Source organism: Emticicia sp. C21 (assembly GCF_003418935.1).
Classification (GTDB): Bacteria; Bacteroidota; Bacteroidia; order Cytophagales; family Spirosomataceae; genus Emticicia.
The window spans coordinates 215356-229507 of sequence record NZ_QVMT01000010.1 but is presented as its reverse complement, the minus strand read 5'-3'; the positions used below and the strand labels follow the sequence as shown (position 1 = coordinate 229507).

The 14152-nt window shown below is 37.8% G+C and carries 10 protein-coding genes; 6 read left to right on the top strand and 4 right to left on the bottom strand.

Annotated features, from left to right (window positions below; all coding sequences use genetic code 11):
* Positions 1–5 precede the first annotated feature (5 nt).
* From D0T08_RS20885 to D0T08_RS20860, 6 genes are all read left to right on the top strand, one after another.
* On the top strand, positions 6–1130 hold the full coding sequence (locus D0T08_RS20885; RefSeq protein WP_229239013.1) for an aminopeptidase: 1125 nt from the start codon (positions 6–8) through the stop codon (positions 1128–1130).
* Between the two features lie 45 nt (positions 1131–1175).
* On the top strand, positions 1176–1964 hold the full coding sequence (locus D0T08_RS20880; RefSeq protein WP_116984619.1) for a DUF3108 domain-containing protein: 789 nt from the start codon (positions 1176–1178) through the stop codon (positions 1962–1964).
* A gap of 97 nt (positions 1965–2061) precedes the next feature.
* Positions 2062–3984 carry an acetoacetate--CoA ligase gene (locus D0T08_RS20875; protein WP_116984618.1) on the top strand — a complete coding sequence of 641 codons (1923 nt, stop codon included), beginning with the start codon at positions 2062–2064 and terminating at the stop codon, positions 3982–3984.
* A 397-nt stretch (positions 3985–4381) separates the two neighbouring features.
* Positions 4382–4945: a thioredoxin family protein gene (locus D0T08_RS20870; RefSeq protein ID WP_116984617.1), complete on the top strand. Its 564-nt coding sequence runs from the start codon at positions 4382–4384 to the stop codon at positions 4943–4945.
* Positions 4946–4957: 12 nt separating this feature from the next.
* Positions 4958–6109 (top strand): DoxX family protein, encoded by a 1152-nt coding sequence (locus D0T08_RS20865; protein ID WP_116984616.1) that lies wholly within the window; start codon positions 4958–4960, stop codon positions 6107–6109.
* A 64-nt stretch (positions 6110–6173) separates the two neighbouring features.
* Complete coding sequence (locus D0T08_RS20860) at positions 6174–7958, top strand: ABC transporter ATP-binding protein (RefSeq protein WP_116984615.1); 1785 nt, start codon at positions 6174–6176, stop codon at positions 7956–7958.
* A 55-nt stretch (positions 7959–8013) separates the two neighbouring features.
* Here D0T08_RS20860 and D0T08_RS20855 read toward each other — a convergent pair whose 3' ends face one another.
* The 4 genes from D0T08_RS20855 to D0T08_RS20840 all read right to left on the bottom strand — a co-directional run bounded on the left by D0T08_RS20855 (position 8014) and on the right by D0T08_RS20840 (position 14047).
* Positions 8014–9381 carry a Gfo/Idh/MocA family protein gene (locus tag D0T08_RS20855; protein ID WP_116984614.1) on the bottom strand — a complete coding sequence of 456 codons (1368 nt, stop codon included), beginning with the start codon at positions 9379–9381 and terminating at the stop codon, positions 8014–8016.
* Between the two features lie 293 nt (positions 9382–9674).
* Entirely contained in the window at positions 9675–11051 is a 1377-nt protein-coding gene (locus D0T08_RS20850; RefSeq protein ID WP_116984613.1) for an HmuY family protein, read from the bottom strand.
* Positions 11052–11086: 35 nt separating this feature from the next.
* The gene (locus tag D0T08_RS20845; RefSeq protein WP_116984612.1) at positions 11087–13369 is read right to left on the bottom strand and encodes a TonB-dependent receptor; all 2283 of its coding nucleotides are present in this window, start codon (positions 13367–13369) and stop codon (positions 11087–11089) included.
* A gap of 285 nt (positions 13370–13654) precedes the next feature.
* Positions 13655–14047 (bottom strand): hypothetical protein, encoded by a 393-nt coding sequence (locus tag D0T08_RS20840; protein ID WP_229239012.1) that lies wholly within the window; start codon positions 14045–14047, stop codon positions 13655–13657.
* Positions 14048–14152: the final 105 nt, after the last annotated feature.

Below are 14152 nucleotides of genomic sequence, written 5' to 3'. Positions count from 1 at the left end.
ACAGAGTGGCTTTTATTTTTGTTTATTTAGCTGAGTATGGTTTTCTTTATAGGAAATTACAGATTAATATGTGGCTGGGTTTTAAAAAGTTTATTAAATACTTTTTTCTTGTATTCTTCATTCTCCTTGTAGGCTTTATAGCATTCAACTTCGATGCTGCTGTTTATGGCTTTCGTCAGGCTAAAGGACAACTGAAAGTTATTTTCAATACGCGTCCGGTTGAGGAAGTCATGGCAGATAAAACTTTCCCTGATTCATTAAAGAAACGTATTGAACTGATTCAGGAAATTAAAAAATTTGCTGTTGATTCTCTTGGCTTAAATCAATCAGAAAATTATACTACTTTTTACAACCAGCATGGCAAACCTATTTTGTGGGTAATGACGGCCTGCGAACCTTTCGAGCTTAAAGCAAAAAAATGGCATTTCCCCATTGTAGGGACATTTACTTATAAAGGGCATTTTGAAAAAGAACTGGCTGATAAAGAGATAGCTGAACTGAAAAAAGAGAGCTATGACACACAATTGAATGAAGTTTCAGCATGGAGCACTTTAGGATACCTGAAAGATCCGATCTTGAGTTCGATGCTTTATTATTCTGATGCCAGATTAGCCTCTTTGATTATTCATGAATTGACACATGGAACACTTTTTGTAAAAAATAATCTGGAATTTAATGAAAATTTGGCTGATTTTATAGGAGAGTATGGCGCTATCCGGTTTTTAGCTTATAAATATGGAAAGGATTCAGAAGAATTAAGGAAATATGAGCGCTCAAAGAAATTTAGTGATGCCTATACCAAACATTTGATAAGAGGAACAAAAAAGCTGGATAGCCTTTACCATAGTTTTAATAAAAACTTAACAATCAGCCAGAAAACTTCCCTTAAATTTGATTTAATTGGAAAAATAATAACTTCTACTGATACGTTGATGAATGGAGAAATACAATCACTTAGAAAGAGTCGCAGACGTACTTCTCAGGTAAATAATGCCTATTTTATCGGTTATCTGACCTATCAGAGCAAGCAAAATCAATTTGAAAAAGAGTTCAGAACAAAATTCAATCAGGATTTTAAAAAGTATATGGCTTACCTTAAAAAAGCTTATCCAAGTAGTATAGTTTTCTGATATTGGCATATTTTTTTGTTATACCTTTTGTTTAGCGTTGATTAGATGAAATATCTTGTAAAAATATTGACTGTTTGTTTTTTATTCATTGCCTCATCGTTTATGGTAGGTGATGCCTATCGCTTTATACCTAATACAAGCTTTAAAGCAGGAGAGTATTTTGAGTATAAAGTGAAATACGGGATACTACCAGTGGGTGAAGCGACAGTAGAGGTAAGCCCGCAAATATATTCTGTTAATAACCGGGCTTGTTTCCGGATCAATGTTTTTGGCCGTACAACAGGTTTGACAGACCTTTTCCATATCAGAAATACTTATCGCTCTTATCTGGATACTGCTGCTATTCTACCACAGAAATTCCTGATGAGTTTGCAGGAGAATAGTTATAAAAAAGACCAGGTTATTTTATTTGATCATGGAGGTAATTCAGCTTTAAGAGAGCAGAATAATGAAAAGAAATCTTTTAATCTGCCTAATAATATCCATGATGTAGTATCTGGTTATTATTTTCTTCGCACATTAGATTTTTCAAAAATGAGGGTGGGGGAAACGGTTTCATCGCCCATGTTTTTTGATGACCAGATATATAACATGAAAGTGAAGTATAATGGCAGGGGAGTAGTAAAGACAAAATTTGGTAAAATTGATGTAATTAAGCTAACGCCAATTTTGCCTCAGAACGAAATGTTTAAAGGTGAAGATGCGATCAGAATATGGGTATCTGATGATAGAAATCGTGTGCCTATCAGAATAGAGCTGGAGTTTCCGATTGGCAGTGCGAGTATGGAAATTAAGGGGTATAAGAATACCCGTTATAATTTTGAGTGGCGTTGACAATGCTAATCACAGCTAAATAGCAGATAAAATAATTGTTTTAACAACTAAAATATAAAAGTATCTTCCTAATATTGCCTTATAATCAGAAATAGGCATGAATCTACCGCTTTGGACACCCTCTTCCTCCTATATTGAGCAATCAAATTTAAAGAAATATGAATCCTGGCTAGAGATTCAGAAAAATCTGACTTTTAAAGATTATCAGGCGTTATGGCAATGGTCGGTTGATAATGTGGCAGAATTCTGGGAATCGGTCTATCAGTTTTTTCAAATCCAGAGTTCTACGCCTTATCAATCTGTGATAAGTCACACCAGCAATGAAATGATTGGTACTAAATGGTTTGAAGGAGCTACTTTAAGCTATGCCGAGCATATCTTTCGTCATAAAAATAATGAGAGACCTGCCATTTTATTTAAATCAGAAAACCAACCTTTAACCGAAGTTTCCTGGGAAACCTTAGAAAATAAAGTTGCAGCCATTCAAAAGTACCTTAAAGAAAAGGGTGTTGAGGAAGGAGATAGGGTGGTAGGTTACCTGCCAAACACACCTGACACAATTGCCATTTTCCTGGCGGTAAACTCCGCTGGAGCAATCTGGTCATGTTGCTCACCTGATTTTGGTTTGGAAAGCCTGACGGACCGCTTTCAGCAAGTAGAGCCCAAAATCCTTTTTGCTTGTGGAAACTATTATTACGGAGGAAAGGTTTTTGACAAATCAGGCATTGTAAAAGAATTAGCAGAACAATTACCTTCTTTGGTAGATACCGTTATTTTAGAAAGTCCCACCTGGGAAACAATTATATCTGCCACATCTAACCAAGAACTAACTTTTGCACCTGTTGAATTTAATGACCCTATCTGGATTCTGTATTCATCTGGCACAACCGGAAAGCCTAAAGCCATCACCCACAGTATAGGGGGAAATTTGATTGAGCATCTGAAGGCTCTTGCTTTTCATCAGGATGTACAAGTAGGAGAGCGTTATTTCTGGTATTCAACAACCGGATGGATGATGTGGAATTTTGCCCTCTCTTCAATGGCTTGTGGAGCAACATTATGTTTATATGATGGTTCACCTGCCTATCCTGATATTAATGTTTTATGGCAATTTGCCAAAGATGCTAAAGTTGACCACTTTGGAGGTGGGGCTGCTTTTTATATCAATTATATGAAGCAGGATACGCATTTTTTTAAAGAAAATCCATTAAAACTTAAAACATTGGGCTCAACAGGGTCACCTCTGCCGCCAAAGGCTTTTGACTGGATTTATGAAAATATTTCTCAAACCTTACACCTGATTTCCTTAAGTGGCGGAACAGATGTTTGTAGTGCTTTTATGGGAGGATGCCCTTATTTACCAGTTTATTCAGGTGAAATTCAATGCCGTATGTTAGGAGCAAATATTGAAGCCTGGAATGATGAGGGGAAACCTGTATATGACGAAGTAGGAGAATTAGTAATAAAAGATGTGATGCCATCAATGCCATTATATTTCTGGAAAGATGCCGACAATCAAAAATACAGAAGCAGCTATTTTGAAAAGTATGCCGATGTCTGGACGCATGGCGACTGGATAAAAATCACTAAAAATCTGGGAATTATTATCTATGGTAGGTCAGATGCTACTCTGAACCGGGATGGTGTAAGAATAGGCACAGCAGAAGTTTACAATGCAGTGGAATCCTTACCGGAAATAAAAGATAGCCTGATTATTTGTATTGAAAAGACTGATGGCAGTTTCTTTATGCCCTTATACGTCGTTTTACATTCAAACCAGATTTTGGATGATGATTTGAAAAACAAAATCAAGTCACAACTTAGGAAGCAATATAGTCCAAGGCATGTGCCTGATGCAATTTATGCAATTCCTGAAATACCTTATACCATTAGCGGTAAAAAAATGGAAATGCCCATCAAGAAAATCCTGATGGGCACTCCGGTTGAAAAAGCGGTTTCTCTTGACGCTATGCGAAACCCACAATCTATTGATTGGTTCGTAAACCAAAATGTCCATTAATATCTTCCACGATGACCGCGGTGACGACCATTGTCATGATGATGACGGTCGTAGCCACGTTTATAATGTCTATCATGTCTTGGAACTACAACAACTCTCGTTCTAGGCTGAACCCTGTAATAAGGACGATGAACAACCGCAGGCCTATCATAATAACGAACAGGTCGGGCGCTATACACACAACTCGAAAGCGACAAAGCAAGCAGCGCAAAAAGTCCTGCCAGAGTTAGCGTACGAAATTTTGATTGATTTTTCATAATTCAATAAACATTTTAATTCTTAGATTAATGAAAGCCAAAATGGTTTAATTAATATATCCCCTTGACAATTAAAACGATTATTACCCCCACCATCGTATTTAAATATTAACTATATTGCTTTTAAATCCCTATGAACTATGGCACGCACTGAATCAAATATGCTTCCCATTGGGACGTTGGCTCCCATTTTTATATTACCCGATACCATCTCCGGACAACTACTTTCGCTGAATGATTTACGCTCTGACAAGGCCATAGTAGTTATGTTTATCTGCAATCATTGTCCGTATGTACTGCATGTGAAAGATGAACTGGTAAAGCTGGCAAAAGATTATCAGCCCAAAGGTGTCTCATTTGTAGCTATCAGTTCTAACGACGTTGAGAATTATCCGCAGGATGGCCCTGAAGAAATGAAAGTATTTGCCAGAGAATCAGGCTTTAATTTCCCTTACTTATATGACGAAACCCAGGATGTTGCCCGATCCTTTGAGGCTGCTTGCACTCCGGACTTTTATGTATTTGATAGAGAATTAAGATTGCGGTACAGAGGCAGATTAGATGAATCAAGACCCAAAATGGAAAATCCTAAACCTGTAACCGGAAGTGATTTACGTGGAGCATTGAATGCCATGTTGGCCAATCAATTGGTGTCAGAGATACAATACCCAAGTATGGGCTGTAATATTAAATGGAAACAATAAAATTGTTATACAATGACCAAACCATACCGCCATTATGAAGGTTTGAGCCCGACGAATGTCAGCTTCTGGAATAATATTTCAGGCTTTACTGTGGCCGGAATGGCTATCAGTGTATTTTTTCAGGTCAATTATAATAGCGGTTGTGGAGATTTTCCACAGCATTATCAGGTAGTAGGTCAAGGCGCTATGATTGGTGGGACGGTTGGATTGTTCTTTAATTTATTACACGCCAAAATTCCTAATGCCTATCGAGTGCAACCAATATTAGTGTTTTTGCTACGCATGTATTTGGCATGGATCATCATGAGCTATGGAATGGCTAAGGTCTTCGCCTCACAGTTCCCCCAATTAATGGCAAATTTGGATGCCCGGATGGTTGAATTGTCGCCTATGCGGGTGGCCTGGGCATTTTTTGGTTATTCAAAAGGCTACCAGATGTTTTTGGGTTGGGGTGAAGTGATACCTGCACTATTGTTACTTTTCCGACGTACTGCATTGCTTGGGGCACTATTAATGGTAGTTGTCATGTTAAATGTATGGTTAGTCAATATATTTTTTGATGTTTGTGTAAAGCTTAATTCATTTACTTACCTGGCTGTTGCTACTTACATTTTTCTACAATACAGTAACCGACTATGGAAGTTCTTCTTTACTAAGCAGGAAGTCCCTGCGCCTTATTACCCGGATTTGGCTGATAGAAAGGCATTCAGGTGGGCTGGCATAATCATCAATATTCTCCTGGTTGGATACATTCTATCTGACCCAATCATGTATACCTACGATTATTTAGGTTCGGCAAACCAGTCAATGCCTAAAAACAAACTCTATGGTGCCTGGCAGGTGGAAAAGATAGAGAAATGGGAGAATGGAAACTGGATAGCCGCTACAGCAACAGATTCAAGTAATTTTAACAGATGTTTCTTCGAAGGTTATGCAGGTGTTTTACAAAGTTCCATGAAAAGACAAAGGTTCGTATATTTTATGGATTCAACAGATAAACAAGCGACACTCAGTTTTATTAATAATCAGAATACCCGGTATGAAACCCAAATATGGACACTTGAAAAGCCAATCGCTGACAGACTTTTATTGACAGGCCGGATAAGTAAAGATTCATTAAAAATGGAATGCACGCTGCGTAAGGATAAACTTACATTTAATTAAAGATTAATCTGATTTACAGAAAAAGTTTGCTTTTTGCTACTGCTATTTCCTACATCACAACACCATGAATATCTGGAGTATATTTAAGCGCTTACAGCCATTTGTTAAACCCTATCGGGGCTTAATTTATCTGGCCTTGCTGCTTACCTTATTGGGCTCTATCACTGCACAGGTAAACCCCTGGGTATTGCGCTATACGGTTGATACAATTCAGGGAATGCTTGATAAACACCTCACAATTCAGCAAGGTTATCCACTTTTATTAGAAATTACGCTGATTTTATGTAGTAAGGAAATAATTAACTCCTTCATTACTTTCGGACAAAAGTTTTACGGCGAAAAAATCAGAATCAATATTTCGAGTGATTTATCGCAGGAAGTAGTGAACAGGATTCTGAGCTATCAGATGGCCTATTATGCCGATAGTGAGAACCAGAAAGGCAAATTACAAACAAGGATTGATAGAGGTGTGGAAAGCCTCACTAAACTAGTACAGAACTTCTTTATTGATATACTGCCTCTTTTTGCCAATTCAATCATGGCTTTGATAGTGATGTATACGGCTAATGTATATGTAGGCCTGGTTGCTACCATGATTTTACCGATATACTTCTGGATAAGCTATGTGCAGGCAGATAAATTGCAGGGTGTAAGAAGAAAACTAAAATTCCAAAGAGAGAATAAGAGTAATGGTATCATCAATCTGATAGAGTCCATTGTAGTCATTAAATCTTTTGTCAGAGAAAAATATGAGGAGATTAAACAGTATGGTCTACAAATGAAATTGATGGATTTGCAATTGACTACCCGCAGAACCAACTTTTTATTTGATGCGATCAAGAGTTTTGTGGAGCAGATAGGCGTAGTACTAATCATCATCCTCACAGCCTATCTGGTTTTAGACAGGCAGATTTCTATAGGAGCTATCATGTTTCATATCATGCTCTTTAATAATGTTTCAGCGCCTATTCGTCAGTTACACCGTATTTATGATGAAATGAACGATGCCTTGACTTACTCTGAAGGCTTCTTTGACATTTTAGATAATAAGAAAGCCGTTGAAAAAAGTGGTACTTTCCAGCCTGCTCAAATCAAAGGAGATTATTTACTGAAGCATGTCGACTTTACCTATCCGAATGGCACTAAGGCATTGAATGATATATCAATAGAGATTGAAAACGGAAAAACAACGGCCTTAGTTGGTTTGTCTGGGGCAGGGAAGAGTACATTAATTAACCTTTTAGTTAAGTTTTACGCCCCTGATTCCGGACAAATTCTATTAGATGATATAGACTTAGCCAAATATGATACACAGCTACTCCGTGATGATATAGGAATGGTTTTGCAGAAAAATCATATTTTCAAGGGCAATATCGAAGAAAATATCCACTATGGGAATATGAATGCTTCAAAGGAGGAAATCATAGAAGCAGCTAAGCAAGCTTCTTTGCATGAGCAGATTATGGAATTGCCGGATAAATATGAGTCAGATGCACAACTCCTTTCTGGTGGTCAACAACAAAGAATTGCCATTGCCCGCTTATTCCTGAAAAACCCTCCGATTATTATTTTAGACGAACCAACTGCCAGCCTTGATGCCATTGCGACCGAGCAAATCAAAAATAGCCTCGATGCTATTAAAAAGGGCCGTACAGTGGTGATTATCTCACATAGTTTATCACAAATCATCGATTCAGATAAAATTATTGTGATGAAAAAAGGAAGAGTAGTAGAGCAGGGTATTCATCAGGAACTTTACGATAAAAACGGCGCTTATCGTGAAATCTTCAATGCTTCTGCCAGAAGCCTGAATCTTGAAAAAATAGCAAAGACATTCGATGTGGATTAATAAAAATAATAGGCAGACGAAAGTCTGCCTATTCAATATGAATCAGGAAATAATTCTAAACTTTCTTAGGGTCCGGATGTACATAAGGTTTACGATACGGACGAGCCAGAAGACCATTCGCCTCACGGTCACCAACAATCTCACGTTTTACAGGATCATACACAATCGGGCGACCCGTTTGCATAGAAATATTAGCTAATAAACAGCTGGCGGTTGAAATATGTCCTTGCTCAATATCAGCTACCGGTCTGCCTTTATTTTCAATCGCAGATAAGAAATCAAGCATGTGTAGGCGAGTAGCTGGTGCCGCATTCAGCTCGATTCTCTCTTCAGTTAAATCTTCAGGATATTTCTCTTTTTCATAAATTACATCTTTATGAATTTTCTCTCCTTTACCTTGTGGAATAAAGTCATAGGCCATGGTACTTGCCCATAGTGTGCCTTTTTCACCATATAATGTAAACGACCAAGGGTAATCAGGATTATTTGGTGTTCCCCAGGTACGGTGCTGCCATACACAATTCAGTTCAGGGTACTCAAAAATCGCTGATTGTGTATCTTCAATATTCGATTTTCCTTCTTTTTGTACATAGATGCCTCCTGTAGAAGATATTTTGGTAGGCCAGCCTAATTTCAACATCCAACGTACAGTATCAAACATATGGATACACATATCACCCATAATACCGTTACCATACTCTTTAAACGTACGCCACCAACGGATGTGCGGTAAGCCATCATAAGGGCGCATAGGAGCGGGGCCTGTCCACATTTCATAATCTAGAAAATCAGGAACAGCTTGCACAGGTGGGTTACCATTGTTTCTCATATGGAAATAGCAACACATTTCTACATGAGATATTTTACCCAATAAGCCTGCATCAACAATATTCTTTTTGGCTTCAATCAAGTGCGGCGTACTTTTACGTTGCGTACCTACCTGCACTACTTTATTATATTTACGGGCAGCCGCAACCATCGCTTCTCCCTCCATTACATCAACACTGATGGGCTTTTGTACATACACATGAGCACCTGCTTTCACGGCATCAATCATGTTCAGAGCATGCCAATGGTCTGGTGTGCCAATTAAAACAATGTCTAATTGGTTATCGGCCAATAGTTTTTTGTAGTCAGTATACAATTTAGGTACTTTGCCTGATTTCTGGCGTTGGCTTACTAGTTTCCCTGCGGCATCAAGCATATTTTTGTCAACATCGCAAAGGGCTATTACCTCAACAGGTGCTACCTGAATCAGGCGGAATAAGTCACTCTTGCCATACCAGCCTGTGCCAATTAATGCTACACGATAAGGATTTGGTGGATTGATAATATCCATGCCTCTTGCGCCAAAAGTAGATAAAGCCAAAGAAGCAGACGCGCCTTGTATGAAGCTGCGTCGGTTAATATTAAAGTTATTCATTAGAAATTGAGGGGGTTGACTTTGCTATTTTTAAAATCTACCAAGTTTAAGAATTTTTCTTAATACTTTCATGAATTTCAGCAGATACTTACAAAAAATAATACCCAAATATAAGCCTGAACCTAAGAGTATTCAATCTTACTGTTTTCAGCAGATAGATCAATATAGACTACTGCACGCTATTGTACGACCAAAGCTTCAATTACATCTAGTAAGTAATGTTAAAAGCAACAAAAAAGGTCATAGAAACCCTATGACCTTTTCAGAACTTTTATTTATTTCTAACTCTACTTCTATTTTTTCTTTACCAATTTGTATTCAATTACTGGCTTGCCACGCTCGCCACCGTCAGCACCAAGGCCCATACTTACAAATTTCACTTTGTATATATTACCCAAAGGGTCTTTCACTACGTAGAAACGATCTTTTTTGATACCTGTAGTACCACCAGGGGCAGTTGAACGCCATTTACTACCGATAGCATCTCTGGTTTTAAGGAATGTAGTGGTAGCAATATTTGCCTCAGCATAGTTGGCATAAGTTACGGCGCTTTCAAGAACTTCGGCTGCTTCTGCTCCGGCGGCGTAGTTCAACAATACAAAATCCTGGAACCAATAAGGTGTTGGAGGAACTGTACCTGCATTTGAAGTACTATATCCCCAGGCAATATCCCAATTTACTTTACGTGGTTCTACAGCCACAGTTTTGCCGGTTTCTAACGATAAGAAACTAAAGTTTACATCCGTGTTTTTAGGAATATCAATAGTCTGGATAGTTGTTTCGCCAATTTTTGCGAATTGTACTTTGTAGCCTTCACCATTACGGTTTACTTTTACTTTATACCATTTACTTTTGGCTTTACTTCCTTCAAAACTCACTAAATACACTTTATTCTGAGTTTCTGTGGCCGATACTTCTGCAAAAACTGTTTTAGTAAGGTCACCGTCCCATGAATCCGCTAAAGCTAAAGTACCTTCACCACCCGGAGCAAAGTCCAGATTAGGTACTGAAGTAGTATCAGCTAAAGTTACTGTAGTAATATCTGTTTTAGCAGTTGGAGCAGCAGAAGATTGATAGCCAGGATTTAGTATTACTCTGAACTGTCCGCCTTGATAAAATCCTAAGTTCCAGCTTTTTCTATTGATAGGAGTGGCGGTATTAGCACTTAAGTCAGCGTAAACTGTATTGGCATAATTAGACTCTGCAGTTTTGCCTTCCAAAGTCAAAGTACTTCCCGTTGAAGTAATGGCTGCGAAACTTAATTTTAATTCGGTATTGTTTCCTGTTAATACAGGGCTACCCACTGAAGTCATTTTCAATGTAAGCGTTTCATCACCATTCAAAAATACATTGGCTTTTTTCTTTACTTTGAAAGATACCTCTGATTGTCCTGACGGAATGGTAACATTAATTACGTTGTTAACGGCTGCAGGCTCAGTTACAAACTCTTTATCGTAAGTAACTAATTTTGGAGTCAATTGGATGCTTATCGGAATTGCTACATCAGTAGCGCGGCTCAATGAGATTTTAACAGTGGCTTCTTCACCATCAATACCTTGTGCTGCAGTGGTAAATCCGGCTAAATTGTCAGGCAATGCTACCTCTTCTTTACATGCACCCAGCGCCACTATGCCACATACAATCAGAAATTTGTTGAATAATTTATTCATTGGGTTTAAACTTTGGTTTGTATTAGAGAAAATTATTAATGCTTTGATAATTGTGCGGTTAATCCAAGAAAATATGAGCGTCCATAAGACATAGGAACTGCTCCACCACCAGAACTATGGGTTCCTCCTGTATCTGTAGCGGTATTGTTTACACGCGTGACATTGAACAGGTTTTTTACACCTGCCATAAGAGAGAAATTTTTATAGAAAACTTTGTTGAAAGTCAGGTCAGAAGTATGAAAACTGGAAGTTTCCGCTAAACGTGTTAGTATACCCGATTCGGTATTAACAGATTGATAACTTGGTTGCTTACCTGTATACTTGTAGAAGAAACTAATACTTGCCGCAATCTTAGGGAATGTATAACGAATATTAGTATTTACTTCACTTGACCAGATAAACTCAGGTAGACTTTCAGATTCTGACAGGCGATTGTAACGGCCAATGTATGAGTAACCCAAACTAGCTTGCAGGTTTTCCCAGTATAAAGTGTTGTTCCAGGTTGTACCCGTAGTTTTATACATATCCACGTTGATATAAGTAGATACTTTGGTATCGTTCGGATCAACACCTATCGAAATAAGGTTATTAAATACATTGTAGAAACCACCCAATGTAGAGTTCAGTCGAACTTTAGGCTTTTCAATAATCTGGTAAGAAAAGAAAGCATTGAAACTATTAGAGTTTTCAGCTTTCAGATTAGTATTTCCTCTGATAGAGTGATTACTATCAAAGAAAGTAAAGTATAATTCGCGCAAGGCTGGCGAACGGAACCCACGTGCATAGGCCATTCTTAGATCTAAGCCTTTCGCTAAAGTAAATTTGGTATTAATAGATGGGATTACTGGTGGGGCATCGTAAACAGAGTTTTTGATAAATCGTAATCCCGGACGAATATTAATATTTGAGTTCAGCTTCAATTCAGAGGAAGCAAAATAAGCAAACTCGCTGATAGTTGGCGTACCCTGGATTCTAGCTCCCGCACTCGAATTAATATTAGCATCTAAACCATGTTGCAAGGAAACTTTCGGAGAAAACTTATGCTGACCCGTTACACGAACAAAAGTGGTCTGAAAAATAGCTTTATCCTGCGAGCCATCAATTAATGACAAGGTTCTTCTGTTTCTTACTAAATCAATATCAGTAGTCTGGGTTTTTCGACTATAATCAGTATAAGAAGCTGCCAGAGTCAGACTATTTTTTTGATTGAATTGGTATTCTCCCTGCACCTGATGGAACAAACGGTTGGTAATATAATACTGGTCAGTAGCAGCCAGATTATTGGTTTGGGTATTGGTATAGGTATTCCCTAAACTTTTTAAGGTTTCGTTGGTGCCATTGAATCGATACCAACCGTTAAATTTTGAGGTGCGGTAAGAAATTCCGGCAGTAGTAAGATACTGTTCTTTAGGCATCCATTCTTTAGCTCTTCCTGTTGAAAGCCCTTGCCATCCACCAAAGAAATTTCGTGTGAAATTACCAGTTAACTGTAGACCTCTCTTCTGCCAGGCCAAGCCTAGAAACTCATTGTGTGTGCCTTCACCCTGAAATGTTTCATACTCGTCGCCAGCAGTTTCTTCTTGTACACGTGCGGTAAGTGTCCAGTTGGTATTATCTTCACCTTTTTTAGTAATAATATTAATTACTCCGGCCAGCGCATCAGAACCATAAGTTACTGACATTGGACCTTCTACGATCTCTATTCTATCGATGATATTTACATCAATCTGTCCTATACTCTCACGGGTCGAGCCTCTGTCAACTAATGGCACACCATCCAACAATACTTTTACATTCTGTCCCGACATTCCCATTAATTGAACATCTGTAGTTCCCAAAGTCAAATCATTAGAAAATCGCATACCTAATTCAGTACTCAATACTGTCTGAATATTAGTAGCACCGCGCAATTTGATTTGTTCGTTGGTAATAGTACGTACCTGATACACAGAGTTTCGGACCGATTGTGGGCCAAATTGCCCGGTAACTACTACATCCTGTAGGTCATTAGATTTTTCACTTAGGGTTATCGTACCGATAGTAAGAGTTGCGTCACTTTTGACCTCAATTTCTTTTTCAAAGACCTGGTAACCAATAAATTGTATCACCAACGTTTGTTTTCCTGCAGGAGCGTTAAGCGAAAAACTGCCATTTGACTGTGTCAACTGACCTAAACGTGTATTTTTAAGTAGTACCGAAGCACCTGCAACAGCCCCGTTGTTATCAATAACTTTCCCTTCAACTTTTCCTAATCGTTCTTGTGAGTGAGCAGTAATAGCAATGGAATATATCAATAAGAATAGATAAAGAAATCTCATTCTGTAAGTGATTTTTATTTAGACTTAATATAAATAATATGCAAATGTAATAGTTTATTTAGACTAAGTCCAAATAAAAATTGAAATATTATTTTCTTGCTAATTCTTTAAAAATCAGAAATGTACTGTATGAATAGGAGAGGTAATTGTTTGGTAATCACAGGGTTAGATTCTGTAAAATACGTATAAAAAACAACACCGCTCCTGAAAGAAGCGGTGCCATTGTTACAAAGGTTTTGTGGGGACTATAAATTTCTGGTTGTTTGACTGCAATTCATAATACTATTAACGGTTCTGTGCTAAAGTTGCACCACGATTGATTTCTGTACGGATAACAAAGTTTTGAGTTACTTTTTCTGTTGAAGTTTGAACTATGAAAGTATACTCACCGTCAGCCAGATTATTAAGGTTAAATGCTTTTGCATATTGAGCATCACCCGAAGCATATTCATTGTAGTAAACTGATGAACGATCGTTGTCTACTAAAAATATCTGTGCTTTTTGTTTTGTCGGATTTTCGAATGATAGTTTGAAACGTAAACCACCTAAGTTTTGTACTGTCAGGTTAGTTACATTTGCCGATGCACTTACTTTACCGTTTGAAGTGCCTTTAGTTGTTTGAGCGAAGCTTGTGCTTGCTGATGCGATGATTGCGATTGCTAATACTAGTGCTTTCATAATTTTCTTTGAATTTTTGTTTTCTATTGGAGTAAATACTTAAAAGATTAAACTAAAAAAAGTTATACCATTTATTGCCTCCTCTGAAAACCTTTGTTGATGCAA